Consider the following 23880-nt stretch of genomic DNA (forward strand, 5'->3'; position numbering starts at 1 on the left):
CGAAGACCTGAAACCCTTGATCTACAAGCTTCTCAAGCAGACGTCGATCCAGGAACTCATGCCAACTTTGGTCCGGAAAGGCTAGGAATTACCAAGTATTTTTCGTGCGGATGTCGATCCCGGGTTTTCCCGTTCGTCATGGATTGCAATGGCGGGGAACTTCCTTCCCCGGACGGAGGGCGTCGGCATGAAAGTGATGGTGATGGTGAAGGCCACCGCAGACTCGGAGGCTGGCTTCATGCCCGGCACCGAGCTGCTGGAGGCAATGGGGAAATTCAACGAAGCGCTGGTGAATGCCGGGGTGATGCTGGCGGGCGAGGGCCTGGCGCCCAGTTCGCGCGGCGTGCGGGTGGCGTTCGATGGCCCGCAGCGGCGGGTGATCGACGGCCCCTTCGCCGAGACGCGCGAGCTGGTGGCCGGCTTCTGGCTCTGGCAGGTACGTTCGATGGACGAGGCCATCGAATGGGCCAAGCGCTGCCCGAATCCGATGCCGGGCCCGTCCGAGCTGGAGATCCGCCCGCTGTTCTGTTCGACCGACTTTGGCGATGCCTTCACGCCCGAGTTGCAGGCGCAGGAGCAGCGCCTGCGCGAGCGGCTGGGGAATTGAATGCAACATTCACGACAGGAGCACCACGCCATGAAGATCGTCACCAGCCTCAGCTTCCAAGGCCAGTGCCGCGAAGCATTCGGGTTTTACGCCGAGGTCCTCGGCGGCAGGATCACCCGGGCCATGACCTATGCCGACGCCCCGCCGGACATGCCCATCGCCGATGACAAATACAGGGGCTGGCTCATGCACTGCTGGCTGGAGGTCGGCGACCAGGCGCTGATGGGCGCCGACATGGACACGGCCTGGGCGCCCAATATCGATAAGCCCAAGAATGGTTTCGATGTCACCTTGCACACCGAGGACCGCGCGCAGGCGGCGCGCTGGTTCGAACGGTTGTCCGAGGGCGGCCGTGTCGTGATGGCGTTCGGCGAGACGTTCTGGTCGCCCGGCTTCGGCTCGCTCATCGACAAGTTCGGCATCCCGTGGATGATCAATGTCGTTCCCCCGCCGGGCTGGGCGCCATCGCAGGCCTGATCCGTCCCTGTTTTCATCTCACTCAAGGAAGCACCATGCCCCGCAATCTCTACGTCACCCTGCCGGTCAAGGATCTCGAGCGCAGCGTCGATTTCTTCGAGGCACTTGGGTTTTCGTTCAATCCGGACTTCACCAGCGAGCACGGTGCCGCGCTGGTCATCAACGAGCGGGCCAATGTCATGCTGGTGTCCGAGGACTTTTTCTCCACCCTCTCCAAGGTGCCAATCACCGATCCGCGCAAGGCCACCGAGGCCCTGTTCTCGCTGTCGCTGGACAGCCGGGAGGAAGTGGATGCATTGGTGCGCAAGGCGATCGCGGCCGGCGCCACCGAAGGCCATGACCCGGAAGACCTGGGCTTCATGTATTCGTGGGCCTTCGTGGATCTGGACGGCCACCAGTGGGGCGTGTTCCACATGAATCAGGCGCCGCCGCACTGAGCAGGTGCTTGCGCCCTGGCGGCGGGCGATAGTGTGATCGGCGTGTTAGGCGCCAAGGAGACATCATGGCAGTCAAGCGTATGGACAACGTCGGCATCGTGGTGGAAGACCTTGATGCCGCCATCGAGTTCTTCGTGGAGCTAGGTCTTAATCTCGAAGGTCGCATGCCCATAGAAGGCGATTGGGCCGGCCGCGTCACCGGTCTGCATGGTCAGCGCGTCGAGATCGCCATGATGCGCACTCCCGACGGCCACAGCCGTCTTGAGCTCTCGCGCTTCGACGCCCCCGCCATAGCGTCCGACCACCGCAAAGCCCCGGTGAACTCCTTGGGATACCTGCGCGTCATGTTCACCGTCGATAACATCGACAACACTCTCGTCCGGATCGGGAAGCTTGGTGCGTCAGTGGTCGCTGAAGTCGTCGATTACCAAGACATCTACCGGCTTTGCTACATCCGTGGTCCTGAGGGGATTCTCATCGGGCTTGCCCAAGAGCTCAGGCAGTAGACTTGAGCATGGTCGCATTGGCACCTAACAATTCATTCAAGCCGACGCCGCTTCCCGGCGCGGCTCAACTCAGGTGATGACCGTCGATGCCCTCCATCGCCGCCTCGACGCCCTGTGGCGAATGGAATCGCCCAGGCTGCTGGCGCGACTGGCGCGCATCACCGGCAACCTGGACACCGCCGAGGAACTGGCGCAGGACGTGCTCCTCGCCGCGCTGGAGCGCTGGCCGCGCGACGGGGTGCCCGACAACCCGGCGGCGTGGCTGATGCAGGCCGCCAGGCACCGCGGCATCGACCACCTGCGCCAGCGCCGGCTGCACGCGCGCAAGCAAGACGAATTCGGCATCGAATTGACGCTGCACGGAGCCGACATGCAGGGCGACGAGGCGGAGCGGCGGGCGGAGGACGACATCGGCGATGACCTGCTGCGGTTGGTGTTCGCCAGTTGCCATCCGGTGTTGCCGATGGAGTCGCGGGTGGCGCTGACCCTGCGCCTGCTGGGCGGCCTGACTACCGCCGAGATCGCGCGCGCCTTCCTGCAGCAGGAAGCCACGGTGGCGCAGCGCATCGTGCGCGCCAAGCGCACGCTGGCCGAGAAGCAGGTCGCCTTCGAGGTGCCGCGCAAGGCCGCGTTGCCGGCCCGTCTCGACGCCGTGCTGGAGGTGGTCTACCTGGTCTTCAACGAAGGCTATGCGGCGACCAGTGGCGACGACTGGATGCGTCCCGCGCTGTGCGAGGAGGCCTTGCGACTGGGGCGCGTGCTGGCAGGCTTGCTGCCGCGCGAGCCCGAGGTGCTCGGCCTGTTGGCCTTGATGGAGCTGCAAGCCTCGCGTATCCCGGCGCGTACGCGCGAGGATGGCACTCCCGTGTTGCTGGCGGAGCAGGACCGCGCGCGCTGGGACCGGCTCCAGGTCCAGCGCGGTTTGCAGGCGCTGGCGGCGGCGCAGCGGCTGGGCGGTGCGGATGGTGCGTATGCGCTGCAGGCCGCGCTGGCGGCCTGCCATGCGCGCGCGCGCCACTTCGAGGACACCGACTGGGCCGGTATCGCCGCGCTGTACGCGCGCCTGCTGCGGGTGCAGCCGTCGCCGGTGGTCGCCTTGAACCACGCCGTGGCGGTGTCGCGCGCGCAGGGCGCGGCGGCGGCGCTGCCGCTGGTCGAGACGCTGGCGGCAGGCGGGGCACTGCGCGGCTATCCGCCGCTGCATGCGGTGCGCGGGGATCTGTTGGCGGCGCTGGAGCGTTACGGGGAGGCCCGCGCAGAGTTCACTCGGGCGGCAGAATTGACCGGCAATGCGCGCGAACGGCAGGTGCTGCTCGCGCGTGCTGCCGACTGCGAAGCGGGCTGAAACACCGAAGCCGCCCGCAGGTGGCTTCGAGGATTGGCCCGGGCGGCAGGCGTCGGGTCAGCGCGCGGGCGCGGGGAATTCGCGGCGCAGCCAGGTATCGATCATGCGCTTCTCGTAGCGCAGCGGGTCGGTGTCGTTGATCATCCCGGGATTGACCAGGAACGCCGGGTCGGTCAGCTGGCGCTGGCCTTCCGCCACCACCTTGCCGGTGGCGTCGAATTCGCGGAAGCGCACCGTCATCCGTGGCGGGTAGATGTCGCGGATGATGCGCACGTCCTGCGCGCCAATGCCGCGCCACGGCTCGTACTGGCCGGCGCGCTTGATGTCCTCGATGGTCAGTTCCAGCCGGTAGCCCGGCGGCAGCTGGCGTGCCGCCTGCTTGCGCATGTACTGCGCCAGCTGCAGCAGCCAGTCGCCCTGGGCGGCGGCCTGGCGGTTGCCGCTGGCGGTGAGCTCGCTGAACTCGGCCGGATTGGACCAGGCCACGCTGACCGGGCCGGAGGCCGGCAGCGCGCGGGGGGCGTTTGTCGCCAGCATGCTGCTGCCGCCGGTCGCGGTGGCGCAGCCGGCCAAGGCCAGGCTGAGGGCGAGGGTGGCGAGGACGATGCGCATGGCCGGACTCCGCGTTGGGCGAGGCCTGCAGTGTGCCGCCGCCGGTGCGGGCCGGGTAGGCGGCGTGGCCGGGTCAGTCAGCCGCCGTTTCGCCGGCGCTGTCCAGGAACCAGGCTTCCACCGTGCCCTTGAGCTTCATGGTCATCGGCATGCCGCGGCGATCCAGCGCGCGGCCCACCTGCACCCGCACCCAGCCTTCGCTGATGCAGTATTCCTCGACGTTGGTGCGCTCGGTCCCGTTGAAGCGGATGCCGATCCCGCGCTCCAGCAGCTCGGGCTGGTGGAACTTGCTGCGCGGGTCGTTGGAAAGGCGGTCGGGCGGGGTGTCGGACATGGGCAGGCTGCAGGCATGGGAGGGGCCGACAGCATACCCGCCGGCGGGCGCTCAGCCGAGCTTGCGCGTGGCCGCGAACGAAGCCAGGTTGCCCAGGCCGACCGCGCCGACCAGCACCGCGATCACGCCCGGGGTGATCTCCCGCCAGCCGGCCGCCTCGACGATGCCGAAGCCCAGCGCCAGCAGGACCAGGGTGATGCCCCAGCGCAGCGACGACAGCCGGCGGTTGGTCTCGTCGGCGCGCAGGATGCTGGCGACCAGCTCCGGCGAGCCGTTGCTGGAGACCAGCTGCTTGCGCACGCGGGCGTCGACCACCGCCTTGATGGAGTAGGCGATGGAGACGAACAGGGCGATGGGGATGAGCAGTGCGAAATCCATGGGGTGTCCTCTGGGTTGCGGCCGGGCTGGCCGTTCGGGCAAAGGGATACGGGCGCGGCGCGGCCGGTTGCGGCGGGCGGACAAAAAATCGTTGCAACCGAACCCGCCCCGGGCGTATCCCATGCGGCATGGATGCCGATCGCGCCCTCGTCGACGCCGTGCTCGCGGACCGCCCCGGTGCGTTCGAGCAGCTCGTGCGCGATTACCAGGGCCTGTGCTGGCACGTCATCCAGCGCATGGTGCGCCACCCCGAGGACACCCGCGAGTTGTGCCAGGAGGCCTTCCTGCGGGTGCACCGCTACCTGCACCAGTACCGCTTCGACAGCCCGCTGAAGTCGTGGATCGGGCAGGTGGCCTATTCGGTCGCCAAGCGCCACCTCGAGCGCAAGCGCATCCCGCTGGCCGAGCCCGCGGGCGACGAGGATGGTGTGTGGCTGCTCGACAACCTGGGCGACGACGTGGACCTGGAGGGCGCGCACCTGCGCGGCGAGGACGCGCGCTTGCTGCATGCCGCCATCGAGCGGCTGACCCCGCTGCAGCGTACGGTCCTCACCCTGTACCACCTGGAAGAACTGCCGATCAGCGAGATCGCGACCATCACCGGCCTGGCCGAAGGCACCATCAAGAGCCATCTGTTCCGCAGCCGGAACAAACTGCGCGAGCTGCTGGCCCCGCGCATCGGAGTTGCCGCATGAAACCGCACGATGCCCTTCCGCCCATCGACGAGGTCCGCTGGCAGGCGCAGGAATTGGCCCGGCGAGGCGATCCCGGAGCCGATCCGCTCGACCTGCGTATCGCCCATGCGCTGCGGCAGGCCCCCGCGGTGGAGCTGCCTGCCGATTTCGCGGTGCAGGTGGCGGCGCGCGCGCGCGCCGACGCCATTGCCGGCCCCGACCTGGAGGCCTGGCTGCTGCGCGCGCTGGGCGTGGTGTTTGCGCTGTCCGCCGCGGTGGTGGTGGCGTGGTTCGGCCGCGGCTGGGTGGCGGAGCTGGTGCAGGTCCTGCCGGGCGGGCGCGATGCGCTGGGGTGGTGCGTTCTCGCGGCAGGCTGCCTGCTGGCGGAGCGTGGACTGGAACTGCTGCATCGCCGCACGCGTGGCGGCCACGCCGCGATCGGTTGACCCTCCGGCTACACTGCGCGGATGCCCTCCGCGTACCGCGATCCCGCCCTCGACGCCCTGCTGCATCCGTTTGCCTCCGGCCAGCTGCACTGGCCCGAGCGCTGCCTGTTCCTGCGCGCGCGCGAGGGCGCGGCGCTGCATGCGCGGGGCCTGCGCGGGCTGGCGGCGACGCAGCCGTTCCGGCCCGAGGCCGCGCGCCTGCAGCGGCTTGGCATCGAGCTGCTGGATGAGGATGCGCTGCCGGCGGCGGCATTCCCGCTGGTGCTGGTGCTGCCGCCGCGCCAGCGCGAGGAGGCGCGCGCGCTGCTGGCCCGTGCCTGCGCCGCGGTCGCGCCCGGTGGCTGCGTGGTGGCCGCGGTGGCCAACGACGAGGGGGCCAAGTCCCGCGAGGCCGAGCTGAAGCAGCTGGCCGGCGCGGTCAGCACCCTCAGCAAGCACCACTGCCGGGTGTTCTGGACGACCGGCGATGCGATGGTCGATCCCGCGCTGCAGGCGCAGTGGGCGCAGGCCGATGCCCCGCGCACCCAGCCCTGCGCCGAGGTGCCCGGCGGCGGCTTCCTCACCCGCCCCGGCGTGTTCGCCTGGGACCGGGTGGATGCCGCCTCCGCGCTGCTGGCGGCGGCACTGCCGGCGGACCTGCGCGGCCGGGTGGCGGATCTCGGCGCGGGCTGGGGTTATCTGTCGCTGCAGGTGTTGGCGCGCTGCCCGCAGGTGACGGCGCTGGAGCTGTTCGAGGCGGATGCGCGCGCGCTCGCGCTGGCGGAGGCCAATCTCGCCGCGCCGGCACAGGCGCGCGGCGTGGCGCTGCGCCTGCATTGGCACGACGTGGCGGCCGGGGTAGCGGGGCCGCTTGATGCCATCGTCTGCAATCCGCCGTTCCACGCGCTGGGGCGCGGCGAGCGCCCGGACATCGGACGCGCCTTCATCGCCGCGGCTGCGCAGGCGCTGCGCCCGGGCGGCGTGCTGTGGCTGGTCGCCAATCGCCACCTGCCCTACGAGGAGGCACTGGGGGCCGGCTTTGGCCAGGTCGATACGGTGGCCCAGCAGGGCGGCTTCAAGATCGTGCGCGCGGTGAAGGCATGAAGCTGGTCAAGCACATCGCGAACCTCGGTTACGGCAGCCGCAAAGAGGTGCAGCGGATGTTCCGCGAGGGCCGCATCACCAACGCCGCCGGCGCGGTGCTGTATGCGGACGACCCGCTGGACCATGGCGACGTGCGCGTGGACGGGCAGCCGCTGGACCCGCCGCCGGGCCTGCTGCTGATGCTGCACAAGCCCACCGGCTATACCTGTTCGACCAGGGATGCCGGTCGCCTCGTCTACGACCTGTTGCCGCCGCGCTTCCGCCTGCGCGACCCGGTGCTGTCCACGGTCGGACGGCTGGACCGCGACACCTCCGGCCTGCTGCTGCTGACCGACGACGGCCAGCTGCTGCACCGGATCATCTCGCCGAAGGCGAAGCTGCCCAAGGTGTACGTGGCCACGCTGGCGCAGGACCTGCGCGGGGACGAGGCGGCGCTGTTTGCAGCCGGCACCTTGCTGCTGGAGGGCGAGACGATGCCGCTGCTGCCGGCGCAGCTCGAGGTATTGGCGCCGCGCCGGGCGCGGCTGACCCTGCACGAGGGGCGCTACCACCAGGTGCGGCGGATGTTCGCGGCGACCGGCAACCATGTCGATGCCCTGCACCGCGAACGCGTCGGCGGGTTGACGCTCGACGACCTGCCGGAAGGGCAGTGGCGGGCGCTGGATGAGGGGGCGCGCGCCAGGCTGTTTGCTGTTGGGTGAATGGCGATCATCGCCGGTCGCGCAGCGTCGGCATGGCACGGCTGCGGAAAGCGCGCCACGGATGGCGCGCGGCGGCGCCTCGAACAGGATGTTCGCAGAAGCCGAGCAGCAGCCGTGCCATGCCGGCGCAGAGCGTGCGACTCAGTCGGACAGCAGCTTGCGGAAGCCTTCGAGCCCGAGGTCCTGCATCGTCGAAATGTTGCGCTCGATGATCGCGTCCGGCTGCGGGTAGGCCGCCACGGCGCGTTCCACGCTGTCCTCGCGCAGCAGGTGCAGGATGGGGTAGGGCGCGCGGTTGGTCAGGTTGCCGGGATCGTCGGCATCGGTATCGGCGAAGCGGTAGTCGGGGTGGAAGCTGGCCACCTGCAGCACGCCGTCCAGGTCCATCGCCTCCACCAGCGCGTCGGCATCGTCGAGGAAATCGTTGTAGTCGAGGAAGTCGCCCAGCACCAGCGGATGCACCAGCAGGGTGGTGTCGGTGGCCTCGGCCGGGGTGTCGCGCAGCAGCGCCAGTTCCTCGCCCAGCTGCTCCAGCAGGGCGCGCTCGGTGCTGGCGTCGCTGACCACGATCCGCACCTGCTGCTTCACGTACACCGCCTTGGCGAACGGGCACAGGTTCAGCCCGATCACCGCGCGTTCCAGCCAGCGGCGCACGCCGGCCTCGATGGCCTCGGGGTCGAACGCCGGCTCATCGTGCCTGTCCTCGTGCATGTCCACCTCAGTCGCGGAAGTTGTCGAACTGCAGCGGCAGCCCGAAGTCCTTGCCCCGCAGCAGCGCGATCGCCGCCTGCAGGTCGTCGCGCTTCTTGCCGGTCACGCGCAGCTTGTCGCCGTTGATCTGGGTCTCGACCTTCAGCTTGGCGTCCTTGATCGCCGCCTGCAGTTTCTTCGCCAGCTCGCGTTCGATGCCCTGCTTCACCGTCACCTTCTGGCGCGCGCCGGCCAGGTTGGTGTCGATGTCGCCGAACTCCAGGCAGCGCACGTCGATCTTCCGCGCGATCAGGCGCGCGCGCAGGATGTCGGTCATCTGCTGCAGCTGGAACTCGCTGGGCGCCGACTGCGTGATCACGGCGTCCTCGCGTTCGAACCTGGCATCCACGCCCTTGAAGTCGAAGCGGGTCGCCAGCTCGCGGTTGGCCTGATCCACCGCATTGGTGAGTTCGTGGGTATCCACTTCTGAGACGATGTCGAAGGAAGGCATGGCATTCGGCACGGTGACGGGGCGCGCAGGTTAACGCATGCTGGCAGCATGGGGACGAACGCCGCCATCCGCCGGCAGCCGCGCCGCGCCGCCTGGCTGATGCTGGTGGCGGTGGCGGCGTTTGCGCTGATGGACGCAGGCATGAAGGCGCTCTCGGCGCAGTATCCGCCGCTGCAGGTGGCGGCCCTGCGCGGGGCCGCCTCGCTGCCGTGGGTGCTGGCCTGGGCACTATGGACGGCGGGGCCGGCGGGGCTGCGGATGGTGCGCTGGCCGCTGCACCTGCTGCGTGGCGTGCTGGGCGTGCTGATGCTCGCCAGCTTCGTGTACGCCCTGAAGCGGCTGCCGATGTCCACCGCCTACGCGATCTTCTTCGTCGCACCGCTGCTGATCACCGCGCTGTCGGTGCCGATTCTGCGCGAGCGGGTCGGGCCGCGGCGCTGGACGGCGATCGCATTCGGCCTGCTCGGGGTGCTGGTGGTGCTGCGGCCCAGCGCGGCGGGCATGTTCACCGTGGCCGGGCTGGCGGTGCTGGTGGCGGCCACCTGCTATGCGCTGTCGGCGATCACGGTGCGGGTGCTGGCCCGGACCGACCGCACCCAGGCCATCACCGTCTGGCTGCTGGCGATGATGGCGGGCGGGGCAGGCGCGCTGGCGCTGCCGGACTGGGTGGCGCTGCGTGGCGAGCACCTGGCCATCGTGATCGCGATCGGCATCGCCGGCGCGCTGGGCCAGTACGCGATCACCGAGGCGTTCCGGCTGGGCGAGGCCTCCCTGATCGCGCCGCTGGAATACACCGCCCTGGTCTGGGGAGTGGCGCTGGATCTCGCCATCTGGGGCGTGCTGCCGGGGGCCATCACCTGGGTCGGGGCCGCGATCATCGTTGCCAGCGGGTTGTACCTGTTGCGGCGCGAGCGCGTGCACGCCGAGGCCGAACATCCCTGAGGCCGCGCTCGATACACGCGCGCCCGGCTGGGGCCGGGCGCGGTGGCGGGCGTGCGGGTGAGCGGGGGGTCAAGGCGCGGCGGCCGGCGCCCCTTCGCCGATGGTCTGGTTCAGCAGTTCGGCCAGGCGCTCGCCGGCCAGGCGCACGCGCTCTTCCGCCAGCGGGCGCATCTGCTCCAGGTAGTCCTGGGTCAGCACGTGCTTGTTGCCCGGCGGGTACAGGCCCTTGGCGTCGATCAGGTGGCAGGATTCCCCGGCCCAGGCCAGCGGAGCGTCCGTGGCGACACTCGCCGTGATCGGCCCCGGCGCCAGCGCCTTGTCCAGCAGGTTGACGTACTCGAGCGGCGGCAGCGGACGGCTGGCGAGGATGTAGTAATCCCAGATCGCGTGCAGATTGGTACCCATCACGCCGTTGGCATAGTTCTTGGCGGCATAGGGTTCCGGCGGCACCGCGGTGCGCAGGCTGATCTGGTACTGGTTGCCGCCCGCATCCGGACGGTCTCCGGCGTGCATCGGCTGGTGCACGTCGCCGACGAAGTGCACCACGAACTTGAGCGCGTCGCGGCGCGCGTCCAGCGGCTGGGTACGATCGCCCAGGATCGCCAGCTGCTTTTCGATCGCGCCGACCACGCAGTTGCCGTCCGGGCAGTCGCGGGTGAGGTCGAAATCGCAGCCACCGCCGCGCGCGTTGATGTAGTGCCAGCGCGAGGTGGCCTTGAAACGGTCGGGATCGAGGCTGCGCAGGTCATCGGCCCAGGAGGCGACACCGGCCAGGGTCGGGATCGGTTCGCCGGCCAGCAGCGCGGCGACTTCGGCGCGGGCTTTGGGGTCGAGGTGGCGCTGGGCGATCTCGCCGACCATGGCATGCCCCAGGCGCGACCACGCCAGAGCGGTGGAGGTGGCGCCCAGGCAGAGCAGGGCGGCGATCAGGAATCGTGAGCGGATGCGTGTCGTCATGCCGGGGAGGATACCCCGGCACGACGTTGGGCAGATGACCGGATCAGAACGAGAACACGTAGGCGACCCCGTACACCGACGGGTCGATGTGCACGGTGTTGGGCGCGCCGAGGTTGGCACCGTTCAGCTTGACCTTGGTGTCGATGTCGAGCTTGCGGTAGTCGATGCGGATCGCGCCCTTCTCGCCGACCCGGACATCCACGCCGACGTGGCCGGCCAGGCCCCAGGAATCGGACAGGGACAGCCGGGTGCCGGCGATCGGGCCGGTGGTGCGGGTGCCGAAGAAGCGGGTGTAGTTCACGCCCAGGCCGACGAAGGGCCGCAGCGCGCCGTTTCCGAAGTGGTACTGCAGCGACACCGTGGGCGGCAGGTGCTTGGTGGAGCCGACCTTGCCCACGCCCACCACGTCGATGTCGTGCTGGAACGGCAGCGCGGCCAGCACTTCCACACCCAGGTTGTCCTTCAGGAAATACTCGGCGGTGACGGTGGGGCGGGTGTTGTTGCCGACATCCATCTTCAGGTTGCCCAGCGGGGTGCCGACCAGGGTGCCGTTGTCGGAGCGCGGGGCGACCTGGTGGACGCCGACGCCCAGCGTCCAGTGCCCGGCGGACTGGGCGAAGGCGGGGCTGGCAACCAGGGCCAGGGCGGCGGCAAGGGCGAGACGGGGCAGGGACATGCGGGATCTCCTTGGTGGTTTCAACTGAAACCAATTCTCCGGGCCCGCCGAGCCTGCGTATTGATCGGCGTCAAACCCGACTGGATCCGGTGGCGGGGCGCCGGATCGGGGCGATCCGCTAAAATGCCGGTTTCCCCGTGCCCATCCGCAGGAGTTCCGCATGGCCATCAAGGTCGGTATCAACGGTTTCGGTCGCATCGGTCGTTGCGTGTTCCGCGCGGCGGTGCAGAACTTCGGCGACGACATCGAGATCGTCGGCATCAACGACCTGCTGGAGCCGGACTACCTGGCCTACATGCTGCGCTACGACTCCGTGCACGGCCGCTTCGACGGCGACGTGCAGGTGGTGGACGGCCAGCTGGTGGTGAACGGCAAGACCATCCGCCTGACCGCCGAACGCGACCCGGCCAATCTGAAATGGAACGAAGTCGGCGCCGAGGTGGTGCTGGAGTCCACCGGCCTGTTCCTGACCGACGAGACCGCGCGCAAGCACATCGCCGCCGGTGCGAAGAAGGTGCTGATGTCGGCACCGTCGAAGGACGCCACGCCGATGTTCGTGTACGGCGTGAACCACGCCAAGTACGCCGGCGAGGACGTGATCTCCAACGCCTCCTGCACGACCAACTGCCTGGCGCCGATCGCCAAGGTGCTGCACGACAAGTGGGGCATCAAGCGCGGCCTGATGACCACCGTGCACGCCGCCACCGCCACCCAGAAGACCGTCGATGGCCCGTCCAACAAGGACTGGCGCGGCGGCCGCGGCATCCTCGAGAACATCATCCCCTCCAGCACCGGCGCGGCCAAGGCGGTGGGCGTGGTGATCCCCGAGCTCAACAAGAAGCTCACCGGCATGAGCTTCCGCGTGCCGACCAGCGACGTGTCGGTGGTCGACCTCACCGTGGAGCTGGAGAAGCCCGCCACCTACGCCGAGATCTGCGCGGAGATGAAGGCGCAGAGCGAAGGCGCGCTGAAGGGCGTGCTGGGCTACACCGAGGACAAGGTGGTGGCCACCGACTTCCGCGGCGACGCGCGCACCAGCATCTTCGACGCCGAGGCCGGCATCGCGCTGGATTCCACCTTCGTCAAGCTGGTGTCCTGGTACGACAACGAGTGGGGCTACTCCAACAAATGCCTGGAGATGATCCGGGTGATGGCGGGCAAGTGACCGCCGGCCCACGGCTCCAGACGCCCACGAAGCCCCGCCATGCGCGGGGCTTCGTGCATGCCGGCGTGCAGGCGGGCTTGCCCGCGGCCGTGGTATAGAGGCATCCCATGCAGAGTGGCGAGGACGCCAGCGGTACCTGGAGCATGCGCCACCGGCTGGCGCTCGGGCTGGCGCTGGCCACCCTGCTGCCGGTGCTGCTGTTCGGCGCGGCCCTGCTGTGGAGCCAGTGGCGCGACAGCCGCGACACCCTGATGCTGCGGCTGGACGCCAATGCGCGGCTGAATGCCGGGGTGATCGACGATTACCTGGACGCGCAGCAGGCCGGGCTGGACCTGCTGGCCGACCAGATGGCGATGGACTTGTCGCGCGCCAAGCCCGACCTCGCCAAGCTGCTGTATCTCTACCCCGGCATGCTGCGCGCCCTGCACGCGGATGCCGACGGCAATGTCACCCTGGTGCGCGACGCCCGCGGCCGCGCGCTGGCACCGCCGGACGGCGGGGTCGGCGGCGAGGCGTGGTTCCGCTGGGTGCGCGCGCAGTCGCGCATCCACGTTTCCGGGGTCCACCGCCAGCAGGCCTTTGGCGACGAGGCGGTGGTGACCATCTCCGCGCCGGTACTGCGCGGCAATGTCTTCGATGGCGCGCTGCAGGCGGCGATCCCGGTCGAACGCTTCACCCGCCTGCTCTCGCAGAGCCTCGCCCGGCGCGACCTGCAGCTGCTCCTGCTGGACACCGACAACCGCGTGATCCACGCCGCGCCGGCGTTGGATTTCTCGGTGTTGGACGATGCCGGCCCGCTGGGGCGCCAGCTGCGCGCACAGGCACGCCCTTCCGACCGCGAGGTGCAGGTGCGGCGGATGTCCGGGCTGCTGCACGATGGCGACGAGGCCTACGTGGCCGCGGTGCGCCTGCAGCATGGATGGACCCTGGTGCTGGCGGCGCCCGGTGCGATCCTGTGGGCGCCGCTGTGGCCGCGGCTGCTCCTGCTGCTGGTACTGCTGGGAGCGTCTACGATCGGTGTGGGGGCAGTCATTTGGTGGCAGCGCAGGATGCTGGGCGACAGCCTCGGCTACCTGCTGGCCAGCCTGCGTGGCTATGCGCTGGGAGGGCGCATCGATGCCAGCGCGAACGCGCGCTTGCCCGATGAACTGCTACCGCTGGCGGAGGGTATCGGCGAGCTGGGCGCGCGCATGAACGCGGCCTTCGACGAGCTCAACAAGGTGCTGGAGGAACGCGAGCAGGTGATCGCCGCGCGCACCGACTCGCTGCGGCGCGCGGTGGCCGAGCTGGACCGCATCAGCCGCACCGATGCGCTCACCGGCTGCCTGAACTACCGCGGTTTCGTCGAAGCCGGGCAGCGCCTGTGGGCCGAGGCGCACGAAAGCGGCAAGCCGCTGTCGGTGCTGGCGCTGGATATCGACCATTTCAAGCGCTACAACGACCTCTACGGGCATGCCGAAGGCGACAGCGCGCTGCGCCGGTTCGCGGGCGCGGTGCGCAGTGCCCTGCTGCATTCCGACGACGTGCTGGCACGGCCCGGCGGCGAGGAGTTCACCGTGCTGCTGCCGGCCACCACCCATGCCCAGGCCATGCATGTGGCCAAGCGGGTGTGCCAGCGTGTGCGCGATGCCGACATCGCCCATGCCGGATCGCCCAAGGGCCGGATCACGGTCAGCGTCGGTGTGGCCACCCTGTCGGCGGTGGATACCGAGCTCGAAGACCTGCTCAAGCGCGCGGATGCGGCGCTGTACCGCGCCAAGGACGCCGGCCGCGACACCTTCAGCGACTGACCGCGCGCCGCCGGGCACCGTCGGGTTTGAACCGCCGCGGGCGCAACGCGACAATGGCGGCCTTTCCACTTCCAGCGGCCCGCCCATGTCCATCCTCCGCATGACCGACCTCGACCTCGCCGGCAAGCGCGTGCTGATCCGGCAGGATCTGAACGTGCCGATCGACGCCGCCGGCCGCATCACCTCCGAGCAGCGCATCCTGGCCTCGCTGCCGACCCTGCGCCTGGCGCTGGAGCAGGGCGCGGCGGTGATGGTGATGTCGCACCTGGGGCGCCCCAAAGAGGGCACCTGGAGCGCCGCCGATTCGCTGGCGCCGGTGGCCGCGCGGCTGGCCGAGTTGCTGGGGCGGCCGGTGCCGCTGGTGCGGGACTATCTGGACGGCGTGCAGGTGGCGCCGGGGGACATCGTCCTGCTGGAAAACTGCCGCATGAACGTCGGCGAGGGCAAGGACGACGAGGCGCTGGCGCGCAAGTACGCGGCGCTGTGCGATGTGTTCGTGATGGATGCCTTCGGCACCGCGCATCGCGCGCAGGCCTCCACCCACGGCGTGATCCGCTTCGCCCCGGTCGCCTGCGGCGGCCCGCTGCTGATGGCCGAGCTCGATGCGCTGGACAAGGCGCTGGCCAGCCCCGCGCGTCCGCTGCTGGCGATCGTCGCCGGCAGCAAGGTCAGCACCAAGCTCGAACTGCTGAGCAACCTGGTCGGCAAGGTCGATCAGCTGATCGTCGGCGGCGGGATCGCCAATACCTTCATCGCCGCGCTGGGCCATGGCGTCGGCAAGTCGCTGGTGGAGCCGGACCTGCTCGACACCGCGAAGCAGATCATGGCGGATGCGCATTCGCGCGGCGCGGACATCCCGCTGCCGCAGGATGTGGTGGTGGCGCCTGAGTTCGCCGCCGACGCGCCGGCCACCGTGAAGGCGGTGGACGCGGTGGGCGAGGGCGACATGATCCTCGACATCGGCCCGGCGACCGCCGCGCGCTACGCGGAGCTCATCGCCCAGGCCGGCACCGTGGTCTGGAACGGCCCGGTGGGCGTGTTCGAGTTCGACGCCTTCGCGGCCGGCACCGCGGCGGTGGCGCGCGCGATCGCCGCGTCGAAGGCGTTCTCCATCGCCGGCGGCGGCGATACCCTCGCGGCCGTGGACAAGTTCGGCATCGCCAGCCAGGTGTCCTACATTTCCACCGGCGGCGGCGCGTTCCTCGAGTTCCTGGAAGGCAAGACCCTGCCGGCGGTGGCCGCGTTGCAGGCGCGCGGAGAGTGATACGGTAAGGCCAGGGGAAATTGCAGGGGGAGGGAGTTGGATGCGATGGATTGCGGGGGTGCTGGTGCTGCTGGCGGCGATGGGCGCCGGGGCGGAAGACTTCAAGAGCGGAGGGTTTTCGTTCCATACCGGGAAAGTGCCGGCGTTCGTGGAGGAGCGGCCGCTGGCGGAAGTTTGGCCAGAGGATGCGCCGGGTGCGAATGACGACCAATGGCGCTACTGGCGGTATGACGTCCAGGTGGATCGCCGGCCCGGCGCGGACATCGCGTATGCCGACTATGCCTACGAGCCTCGCTCGCAAGGTAATACCGCCAGTGCCGGCCGCTTCGAAATCCCATACAACCCCGAGTACCAGACGTTGACTCTGCACCGGGTTGAGTTGCGTCGTGGCGGCGTCTGGCAGTCGCGCCTCAAGCCGGCGGATATCTCCATTGCCCGCCGCGAAAGGCAATTCGAGCAGGATATTTCCGATGGCCAGGTGGCCGCCCTGATCGTGATCGAAGATGTGCGTCCAGGGGACGTGGTGCGGATCAGTTGGAGCGTCGCCGGAAGCAATCCCATTCTCGCCGGGCAGTCATCCGAACAGGTGCGACTGGCGTACGGCCATCCGATCCTGGATGTGCGGTTGCGGGCGCTCTACCCGCCTGGAACGGAGATCGCCACGCATACTGAGAACGGCGCGTCTGCGCCGGAGGTGGTGCAACGGCAGGATGCGACCGAGGTGGAGGTGCATGCTGCGCGCGTGGATCGGCTGCAGGAGGAGGGGGACTATCCTGCGTGGTACCAGCCTTATCCACTGGTTCAGTTCGCACCGAAGCGCAGTTGGGCAGACGTAGTGGGCTGGGCGCTGCCGCTCTACCCGCCACAGTCCGGCCAAAAGTTGCCGGATGACCTCGAACAACGCATCGCGGCATGGAAGGCGATTCCCTCGGCGTCGGAGCGCCTGCGTGCGGCGCTACGGGCGGTTCAGGACGAAGTTCGATACTTCGGCGTGGAGACCGGCACCAGTTCGCATCGTCCGAGATCACCGGATGTGGTCTGGCGCCGTCGCTATGGGGACTGCAAGGACAAGACGTGGCTCCTGGTCACGGTGCTGCAGCGACTTGGCATTCCTGCCGAGCCTGCGCTGGTCGACACCTCCCGTGGTCGCAGCGTCCGCGACTTTGCGCCCGCCGCCAACCTCTTCAATCATGTGATTGTCCGCGCCCATCTCGGAGGAAAGGCCGTTTTCGTCGATCCGACCTTGCGGCTGCAGGGTGGCGACCCCATGCAAGGCGATCTTTCCAGCTATGGCGTGGCATTGCCCGTGGTGGCGGCGAGCAGGGAAATGGTCGAGGTCGCTGCACCGCCGCAGCCGACGGCGGGGGTAGAGGTCAAGGAGCGCTATCTTCCCGATGGCGACGGCATGCGTCTCGAGGTCAGCACCGAGTATCGGGGCGCGAATGCCAATCGGGTTCGCCGTTTGATGGATCAGGAGCGGCTGGAGGAAGTATCCCGGCGCTATCGGGAGTACTACGCCAAGCGCTTCGGTGCGGTTGATTCACTGCAGGCGCTGAAGGTGCAGGATGACCGCGATGCCAACATCCTGGTCGTTCAAGAGGTCTATCGGCTTGCGTCGCCATGGCAGCAGGATGGAACACTGCGCGGGATTGACATGCAGGCCCAGGCGCTTGCCGACGTGACCGACATGCCCGCAAGGATCGACCGCCATGCACCGCTGTATTTCGCGCGTCCCGGGCGCTACGTGCAAGAAGTCACGCTGGAATCTCCCAAGGGTTGGTTGGCGCGCTTCGGGCGCGAGGATGAACGCGTTGAAGGCGCGGCCTTCACCTATCGGAGAACCCTGCAGCCGACTGCCACCGGTGCCGTGCTGCGGCATGAGTTCGATGTCTCTTCGCGCGAAGTGCCACTCGCTTTGGTGCCTGGGCACGTTGCTTCCCTGCGCAAGGTCAGCGAGGGGTTGCGTTCGCGCCTCCGCTACGCCGCACCTGCCAGTGTGGATGCCGCGGAGAGGCAGTCTCGGTTGCAGGATCTGCTGCGCGAGGTCCTGAAGGATCAGTGAGGGGAACGGGGATGCGGATGCAATACATGGCAGGTCTGGGATGGTTGTTGTGCGGGTTGGCATTCTCGCCATGGGTGCCGGGGGCGAATCCCCCGTCCCAGGATCCGTCACTTGAGTGGCGAACGTTCCTGGCGCGCGGTACTGCCGCCGACGTCAATGCTGTGATCGAGGCGGTGGATGCCGTGGGCTACGACGGAGTCGCGGTGGATGCTGGTAAGTGCCGTTCCCATGCCCGGCAGGTCGAGGACGGCGTGCGGCGTGTGCCGGTCTCGATGGTGATGCAGCGGGCCGCGATGCTGTGCGCGGAGGCCATCGGCGATCGTAAGGCTGCCGATCACGCTGCTGGCGCGCTGGCTGCGCTTGCCCGCTACGCGTTTGCGGAGGCTGATCGCGGGGCATGGCCGCGCCCCGTGCGCATCGTCCTGCCCGGGGATGCTTATGCGCTGTTTGCGTCGGCCGGGATGCGGGTTCGCTACGAGTTCTATACCGAACTTCATCCGGCGCCTTACTTTCCGCTGCTGGTCGCTGCCGCTCCACCAGAGGGTGGTGCGGAGACTTTGGTGGAGTTCGATTACGTCGATGTGCTGCGACAGGTCGATCGGAAAGCGGATGCTTATGGTACGCCGCGGTTGCGGCTGAATTATGTCGATGCCTTCGTGGGTTCTGCGGCCAAACGGGATGAGGTAACGGCGGTCGACTATGAAGCGGTGAAAGCAGCCTCGCTCGAAGAATCGATCACCAGGAAAGTGGATGTGCTGCGCGCGGCGGCCGCGCGGGGTGGGGTCGCTTCCGCCGGGGCCTGGTTGCTGGTGTGTCGGATGAATCCATCGCCCGGCTGCGCGGATGGCCTGGTGGACGCGCTATTGCCGCAGGCCGAGGCAAGGCATGCCTATCCGATGCTGCTGCTGGCTCTGGCATATGCCGAAGGGGTGGGTGTTGCCCAGGATGCACGCGCTGCTTCTGCGATGCTGGATGCAGCCAATCGCGCCTGGAAGCGCGATGGTGCATCCGTGTCCTATGCCGAGCTGATGGGTGTGCTGCATCCGGGTGAGCCCATGCTGCCGGACGTGCGCAAGCGACTCGAGGCGGCACGGGCATTGGGTAATGAAACCGCTGCCGCCATGCTGGTTGCTGATCGCGTCGACCATGCCACGGGCCCCGTTCTGGATTCGGACGACGAGGCACTGTTGGCCAGCGACGTGAATAACGGCACGGGCGAAGGCCTGTTCAGGCTGGCGGCCTGGTACGAGTCGCGTGATGCTGCCAAGGCAGATGCTTACCTGCGTCGCGCCGCGCAGGCGGACAACCCCGCTGCCTTGCGTATCCTGGCATTGCGGTTGCGTCGCGAGCAGGGCAGCAAGCCTCCCTCGGCGGAAACCTTGGCGTGGATGGAAAAGGCGGCCAACGGTGGTGATGCCTATGCCATGTACTACAGCGCTTTCCGTGCATACATGAACGGGAATCCTCGTCGTGCGGAGGACTGGATATTGCCCGCGGCATTGCGTGGTGACGTGGAATCCCTGTTTTTCCTGGCAAGCCTCTGGGCGGAGAACTATCCCGGGATGTCCGGGGATGCTGCAAAGGCCGTTGATCTGTACCAGTCAATGAGTGGGTCGGCAGAATTCGGTGCGCGTGCGCGAAGAGAACTTGCAGGCATGGCGCTCGATGGGAAGGGAATGCCGAAGGACCCCGCGCGCGCGCGCGCATGGCTTCTGAAAGACGCCGAAGCGGGCGATGTGGAATCGCAAGCATATCTCGGTAGTCTTTTGCTCAATGGCCAGTTGGGTGATGACGGTGAGGCCGAGGGGCGCAAGTGGCTCGAGAAAGCGATTTCCGCTGATTCGCTGGAGGCGATGAATGCATATGGTCTCTGGCTGCATAACCACGGCCACGATGAGGCCGACTGGGTTCGCGGAGTCGATCTGAGCGTCAAGGCAGCGAATGCAGGTGACAGTGGTGCTCTCAATAATGCCGCCTGGATGCTGTGCGTATCCGCGCATGAGGGCGTTCGCAAGCCGTCTGATGGCATGGCCTTGGCCAGGAAATTGGAGGCACTCCCGGATATCGGTCCCGGTGCGATCGATACCATTGCCGCTTGTCATGCTGCGGCGGGCGACACCGAGAGTGCGGTCGCGCTCCAGCAACGCGTGATCGACGAAGTGAAGCGCCTCCCCGATCAGGATCAGGGCAGCCTGGGAAAGATGCAGGAGCGGCTCGCGCTATACCGGGCAGGCAAGGCCTACGTCGAGCCGCTTGGGGGTGAATGAGGATTGCAGTCGTTTGCAGTTTCCCGTTGCCCCATCGCGCTGGACGGCCGTGCTAGCGTGTCGGCCCACAGGAGCACGCAAGCATGACTACGGATCGCCCCCGCCACACCCGCATCGTCGCCACCCTCGGCCCGGCCACCGATCCGCCGGAGGTGCTGGAGGCGGTGCTGCGCGCGGGCGTGGACGTGGTGCGGCTGAACTTCTCGCACGGCGACCCGTCCGCGCAGGTCGCGCGCGGCGAGGCGGTGCGCGCGATGGCGGCCAAGATCGGGCGCGAGGTCGGCATCCTGGCCGACCTGCCGGGGCCGAAGATCCGTATCGAGACTTTCGCCGAGGGCAAGGTGCAGCTCACGGCGGGGCAGCGCTTCGACCTGGTCGCCAGCCTCGACGCGCCGCCTGGCGATGCCACCCAGGTGGCCGTGAGCTATCTCGAATTGCCGGCCGACGTCGCGCCGGGGGACGTGCTGCTGCTGGACGATGGCCTGGTGCAGCTGCGGGTTGATGCGGTGCAGGGCGAGCGCATCGTCACCACCGTGCTCAACGACGGCGTGCTGTCCAACCGCAAGGGCCTGAACAAGCAGGGCGGTGGGCTGTCGCTGGGCGCGATCACCGAGCGCGACCGCGAACTGATCGCGGTAGCCGCGCGCATGCAGGCCGATTTCATCGCCGTCTCGTTCTGTCGCAACGCCGAGGACATGCACGAGGCGCGCCGGGTGGCCAAGGCGCACGGCAGCAGCGCGGCGTTGGTGGCCAAGATCGAGCGCGCCGAGGCGATCGAGCATCTGGCCGAGATCGTGGACGCCAGCGACGTGGTGATGGTGGCGCGCGGCGACCTGGGCGTGGAGATCGGCGATGCCGAACTGCCCGGCCTGCAGAAGAAGATCATCCGCGAGGCGGTGGCGCGCGAGAAGGTGGTGATCACCGCCACCCAGATGCTGCAGTCGATGGTGGACAGCCCGATCCCCACCCGCGCCGAGGTGCTGGACGTGGCGAATGCGGTCATCGACGGCACCGACGCGGTGATGCTCTCGCAGGAGACCGCCGCCGGCCGCTGGCCGGTGAAGGCGGTGGAGGCGATGGCGCGCATCTGCCGCGGCGCCGAGCGCCAGTTCGCCTCCGACACCGATTTCGAGAAGGCGCGGCGCAATCTGGAGCGCGCCGACCAGGCCATCGCGATGGCCACCATGTTCCTGTGCGAGCACATCGGCGTGCGCGCGGTGGTGGCGATGACCGAATCCGGCGGCACCGCGCGCTACCTGTCGCGGTTCCGCTCGGCGGTGCCGATCTTCGCGTTCTCCCACCATGCCAGCGCGCGCCGGCGCATGGCGCTGATGCGCGACGTGTTCCCGATGGACTACGACAGCCGCGGCCAGACCCCGCGCGAGGCCGCCCGCGGCAGCATCCGCCTGCTGGTCGAGGCCGGCCTGCTGGCCCCCGGCGACCGCGTGGTGTTCACCAGTGGCGAGCACATGCAGACCCATGGCGCCACCAATACCTTGCGCCTGCTGGAGATCGGCGCGGACGGGCACGCCACCGGGCTGGGCGAGCTGTAGCGCCCGCCGGGCGTCCGGCCGGCTGGCCGGCGCGGCTATAATCCGCGCTTTCCCACCGCCTGCCGAGCCGCCTGCATGAGCATCGAACAGCTTGCCGAAACCGCCCGCGCCATGGTCGCCCCGGGCAAGGGCATCATCGCCATCGACGAGTCCACCAGCACGATCGCCAAGCGCTTTGCCGCGGTTGGGGTCGAAGATACCGAGGCCAATCGTCGCGCGTACCGCGAACTGCTGCTGACGACGCCAAACCTCAACCAGTACATTTCCGGCGCGATCCTGTACGACGAGACCATCCGCCAGTCCACCAAGGACGGCGTGCCGTTCGCCAAGTACATGGCCGACCACGGCATGATCCCGGGCATCAAGGTGGACAAGGGCACCCACCCGCTGGCCGGCTTCCCCGGCGAGCTGGTGACCGAGGGGCTGGACGGCCTGCGCGAGCGCCTGGCCGAGTACTACAAGCTCGGCGCCCGCTTCGCCAAGTGGCGCGCGGTCATCACCATCGGCGAGGACATGCCCTCCGGCACCTGCATCGAGGCCAACGCCCACGCGCTGGCCCGCTACGCCGCGCTGTGCCAGGAGCAGGGCCTGGTGCCGATGGTCGAGCCCGAGGTGCTGATGGACGGCGACCACGACATCGAGACCTGCTACGAGGTCACCGAGGTCACCCTGCGCGCGCTGTTCGACGCCCTGTACAACCAGAACGTGATGCTGGAAGGCACCATCCTGAAGGCGTCGATGGTGGTGCCGGGCAAGGATTGCCCGGAGCAGGCCAGCGTCGAGGAGGTGGCCGAGTCCACCCTGATGTGCCTGAAGACGGCGGTGCCGGCGATCCTCCCGGGCATCGTGTTCCTGTCCGGCGGCCAGAGCGACGAGGATGCGACCGCGCACCTCGACGCGATGAACCGCATGGGCCCGAACCCGTGGCCGCTGTCGTTCTCCTACGGCCGCGCCATGCAGCAGGCCGCGCTGAAGCTGTGGGCGCAGGACATGCAGGGCAACTACGCCAAGGCCCAGCAGACCGTGTTCGAGCGCGCCAAGGCCAATGGCCTGGCCGCGCTAGGTAAGTGGGAAGGCTGATGCAGGGCTGAGCCCCGGCGCCACTTTCCCGCCCGCCTGCAGTGCACACGGAATGCCGGCCACGCGCCGGCATTCCTGCGTCTGGGGGCGGTGCCTGCATCCATGCGGGGAGCGGGGGCGTAGAAAGATACTGGCGCCCCGCGGATTCCGGCGCCTGCCCCAGCCGATGGCACAGGGCGCCGGAAGCGGCGCCGCCTAGAATCAACGGTTCAGCCGAGTCGAGCCTGCCCAATGCCGCCGTTTTTCGTCCGTGCCGTCCTCGTGTCCTGCCTGTGCCTGCTGCTGGCCGCCTGCGGCAAGCCGGCGGCCCCGCAGGGCGGTGGCCGTAGCAACGCGCCGCAGGCGGTGGAAGTGCAGGCGGTGGCGCTGCGCGACTGGCAGGACAGCCTGGGCGCGCTGGGCACCGTGCACGCGCGCGAGGCGGTGACGGTCACCGCCAAGGTCAGCGAAACCGTGCAGGCCGTGCATTTCGAAAGCGGGCAGGAGGTGGCCCAAGGCGCGCCACTGGTGACCCTGAGCGGCCAGCAGCAGCAGGCGGCGCTGGCCTCCGCGCAGGCGCAGGCGCAGGATGCCGACGCCCAGTACCGGCGGCTGGAGCAGCTGGCCGGGCAGCAGCTGGTCGCGCGCGCCGCGCTGGACACCGCGCGCGCCACCCGCGATGCGGCGCAGGCGCAGGCGGCGCAGATCCGCGCCAACCTCGCGGACCGCGTGATCCGCGCGCCGTTCGCCGGGGTGCTGGGCATCCGCCAGGTCAGCCCCGGCGCGCTGGTGACGCCGGGCACGGCGATCGCCACCCTCGACGACATCTCCCGCGTTTACGTGGATTTCCCGGTACCCGAGACCGAGCTGGCCGGGGTCGCGCCGGGGCAGGCCCTGCAGGGCCGCGCCAGCGCCTGGCCGGGGCACACGTTCGCAGGCAAGGTCGTCACCGTGTCGGCGCGGCTGGAGGCCGCGACCCGCGCCGCTACCGTGCGCGGCGAGTTCGCCAACCCCGAACGCCTGCTCAAGCCGGGGATGCTGGTCGAGGTGACGCTGGTGCGCGCCACCCGCCCGGCGCTGGTGGTGCCGGAACTGGCGGTGCAGCAGGTGGGCAGCGAGACCTTCGTCTGGCGGGTGAAGGGCGATGGCAGCGTGGAGAAGGCCGATGTGGTGGTGGGTGGCCGCATCCCCGGCTGGGTGATGCTGAAGGAGGGCGTGGTCGCCGGCGATCGCATCGTCACCCAGGGCACCGGCAAGCTGCAGCCGGGCGCGAAGATCACGCCGGTCGCACCGGCCAGCGCCCGCGCCGCGTCCGGCGCTGCCCCCGCCGCAGCGGCGAAGTGA

At 68.9% G+C, this 23880-nt stretch carries 25 protein-coding genes; 18 read left to right on the top strand and 7 right to left on the bottom strand.

What is annotated here, in order from left to right:
* Positions 1-187 precede the first annotated feature (187 nt).
* The 5 genes from EDC34_RS07415 to EDC34_RS07435 all read left to right on the top strand — a co-directional run bounded on the left by EDC34_RS07415 (position 188) and on the right by EDC34_RS07435 (position 3372).
* Positions 188-607, top strand: a complete 420-nt coding sequence (locus EDC34_RS07415) for a YciI family protein (protein WP_114959876.1) — start codon at positions 188-190, stop codon at positions 605-607.
* Between the two features lie 30 nt (positions 608-637).
* Positions 638-1084, top strand: a complete 447-nt coding sequence (locus tag EDC34_RS07420; RefSeq protein WP_114959877.1) for a VOC family protein — start codon at positions 638-640, stop codon at positions 1082-1084.
* Between the two features lie 35 nt (positions 1085-1119).
* Entirely contained in the window at positions 1120-1521 is a 402-nt protein-coding gene (locus EDC34_RS07425; protein ID WP_114959878.1) for a VOC family protein, read from the top strand.
* Positions 1522-1586: 65 nt separating this feature from the next.
* Positions 1587-2027 carry a VOC family protein gene (locus tag EDC34_RS07430; RefSeq protein ID WP_114959879.1) on the top strand — a complete coding sequence of 147 codons (441 nt, stop codon included), beginning with the start codon at positions 1587-1589 and terminating at the stop codon, positions 2025-2027.
* Between the two features lie 76 nt (positions 2028-2103).
* Positions 2104-3372 (top strand): RNA polymerase sigma factor, encoded by a 1269-nt coding sequence (locus EDC34_RS07435; RefSeq protein ID WP_114959880.1) that lies wholly within the window; start codon positions 2104-2106, stop codon positions 3370-3372.
* Between the two features lie 57 nt (positions 3373-3429).
* Here EDC34_RS07435 and EDC34_RS07440 read toward each other — a convergent pair whose 3' ends face one another.
* From EDC34_RS07440 to EDC34_RS07450, 3 genes are all read right to left on the bottom strand, one after another.
* Positions 3430-3984 (bottom strand): DUF3016 domain-containing protein, encoded by a 555-nt coding sequence (locus tag EDC34_RS07440; RefSeq protein WP_240311074.1) that lies wholly within the window; start codon positions 3982-3984, stop codon positions 3430-3432.
* 73 nt (positions 3985-4057) lie between these two features.
* Positions 4058-4318: a DUF3297 family protein gene (locus EDC34_RS07445; RefSeq protein WP_114959881.1), complete on the bottom strand. Its 261-nt coding sequence runs from the start codon at positions 4316-4318 to the stop codon at positions 4058-4060.
* 51 nt (positions 4319-4369) lie between these two features.
* Positions 4370-4696: a hypothetical protein gene (locus EDC34_RS07450; protein ID WP_114959882.1), complete on the bottom strand. Its 327-nt coding sequence runs from the start codon at positions 4694-4696 to the stop codon at positions 4370-4372.
* A 128-nt stretch (positions 4697-4824) separates the two neighbouring features.
* Between EDC34_RS07450 and EDC34_RS07455 the strand changes: the two genes are divergently transcribed.
* The 4 genes from EDC34_RS07455 to EDC34_RS07470 are packed head-to-tail and all read left to right on the top strand — an operon-like array spanning position 4825 to position 7600.
* Positions 4825-5391, top strand: coding sequence for an RNA polymerase sigma factor (locus tag EDC34_RS07455; RefSeq protein WP_114959883.1), 567 nt, complete (start codon positions 4825-4827; stop codon positions 5389-5391).
* On the top strand, positions 5388-5816 hold the full coding sequence (locus tag EDC34_RS07460; RefSeq protein ID WP_114959884.1) for a hypothetical protein: 429 nt from the start codon (positions 5388-5390) through the stop codon (positions 5814-5816). The genes EDC34_RS07455 and EDC34_RS07460 overlap by 4 nt, the downstream gene beginning before the upstream one ends.
* A 21-nt stretch (positions 5817-5837) precedes the next feature.
* Positions 5838-6899 carry a class I SAM-dependent methyltransferase gene (locus tag EDC34_RS07465; protein WP_114959885.1) on the top strand — a complete coding sequence of 354 codons (1062 nt, stop codon included), beginning with the start codon at positions 5838-5840 and terminating at the stop codon, positions 6897-6899.
* Positions 6896-7600, top strand: coding sequence for a pseudouridine synthase (locus tag EDC34_RS07470; RefSeq protein ID WP_114959886.1), 705 nt, complete (start codon positions 6896-6898; stop codon positions 7598-7600). Before EDC34_RS07465 ends, EDC34_RS07470 begins: the two co-directional genes overlap by 4 nt.
* A 141-nt stretch (positions 7601-7741) precedes the next feature.
* Here the strand turns inward: EDC34_RS07470 and EDC34_RS07475 are convergent, their stop codons facing one another.
* Positions 7742-8311: a DUF1415 domain-containing protein gene (locus EDC34_RS07475; protein ID WP_114960028.1), complete on the bottom strand. Its 570-nt coding sequence runs from the start codon at positions 8309-8311 to the stop codon at positions 7742-7744.
* A gap of 7 nt (positions 8312-8318) precedes the next feature.
* On the bottom strand, positions 8319-8801 hold the full coding sequence (locus tag EDC34_RS07480; protein ID WP_114959887.1) for a YajQ family cyclic di-GMP-binding protein: 483 nt from the start codon (positions 8799-8801) through the stop codon (positions 8319-8321).
* A 48-nt stretch (positions 8802-8849) separates the two neighbouring features.
* Here EDC34_RS07480 and EDC34_RS07485 point away from each other — a divergent pair, with 48 nt between their 5' ends.
* Positions 8850-9743, top strand: coding sequence for a DMT family transporter (locus tag EDC34_RS07485; protein ID WP_240311075.1), 894 nt, complete (start codon positions 8850-8852; stop codon positions 9741-9743).
* Between the two features lie 69 nt (positions 9744-9812).
* On the opposite strand, the gene EDC34_RS07490 is transcribed toward EDC34_RS07485, so the two are convergent.
* Complete coding sequence (locus tag EDC34_RS07490) at positions 9813-10700, bottom strand: S1/P1 nuclease (protein WP_114959888.1); 888 nt, start codon at positions 10698-10700, stop codon at positions 9813-9815.
* Between the two features lie 43 nt (positions 10701-10743).
* On the bottom strand, positions 10744-11376 hold the full coding sequence (locus EDC34_RS07495) for an OmpW/AlkL family protein (RefSeq protein WP_114959889.1): 633 nt from the start codon (positions 11374-11376) through the stop codon (positions 10744-10746).
* 160 nt (positions 11377-11536) lie between these two features.
* Here EDC34_RS07495 and gap point away from each other — a divergent pair, with 160 nt between their 5' ends.
* From gap to EDC34_RS07535, 8 genes are all read left to right on the top strand, one after another.
* Positions 11537-12541 carry a type I glyceraldehyde-3-phosphate dehydrogenase gene (gap, locus tag EDC34_RS07500; protein ID WP_114959890.1) on the top strand — a complete coding sequence of 335 codons (1005 nt, stop codon included), beginning with the start codon at positions 11537-11539 and terminating at the stop codon, positions 12539-12541.
* A gap of 107 nt (positions 12542-12648) precedes the next feature.
* Positions 12649-14331 (top strand): GGDEF domain-containing protein, encoded by a 1683-nt coding sequence (locus EDC34_RS07505; protein ID WP_114959891.1) that lies wholly within the window; start codon positions 12649-12651, stop codon positions 14329-14331.
* 85 nt (positions 14332-14416) lie between these two features.
* A complete protein-coding gene (locus EDC34_RS07510) occupies positions 14417-15595 on the top strand; it encodes a phosphoglycerate kinase (protein WP_114959892.1) in 1179 nt (392 codons plus the stop codon).
* Between the two features lie 58 nt (positions 15596-15653).
* Positions 15654-17657 (top strand): DUF3857 domain-containing transglutaminase family protein, encoded by a 2004-nt coding sequence (locus EDC34_RS07515; RefSeq protein ID WP_162797684.1) that lies wholly within the window; start codon positions 15654-15656, stop codon positions 17655-17657.
* 11 nt (positions 17658-17668) lie between these two features.
* Complete coding sequence (locus EDC34_RS07520; RefSeq protein WP_132982867.1) at positions 17669-19924, top strand: tetratricopeptide repeat protein; 2256 nt, start codon at positions 17669-17671, stop codon at positions 19922-19924.
* Positions 19925-20007: 83 nt separating this feature from the next.
* Positions 20008-21477, top strand: a complete 1470-nt coding sequence (gene pyk / locus EDC34_RS07525) for a pyruvate kinase (protein WP_114959895.1) — start codon at positions 20008-20010, stop codon at positions 21475-21477.
* Positions 21478-21552: 75 nt separating this feature from the next.
* The gene (locus EDC34_RS07530) at positions 21553-22557 is read left to right on the top strand and encodes a class I fructose-bisphosphate aldolase (protein ID WP_114959896.1); all 1005 of its coding nucleotides are present in this window, start codon (positions 21553-21555) and stop codon (positions 22555-22557) included.
* A 231-nt stretch (positions 22558-22788) separates the two neighbouring features.
* The gene (locus EDC34_RS07535; RefSeq protein WP_114959897.1) at positions 22789-23880 is read left to right on the top strand and encodes an efflux RND transporter periplasmic adaptor subunit; all 1092 of its coding nucleotides are present in this window, start codon (positions 22789-22791) and stop codon (positions 23878-23880) included.

It is taken from the genome of Thermomonas haemolytica (genome assembly GCF_004346265.1).
GTDB classification, from domain to species: domain Bacteria; phylum Pseudomonadota; class Gammaproteobacteria; order Xanthomonadales; family Xanthomonadaceae; genus Thermomonas; species Thermomonas haemolytica.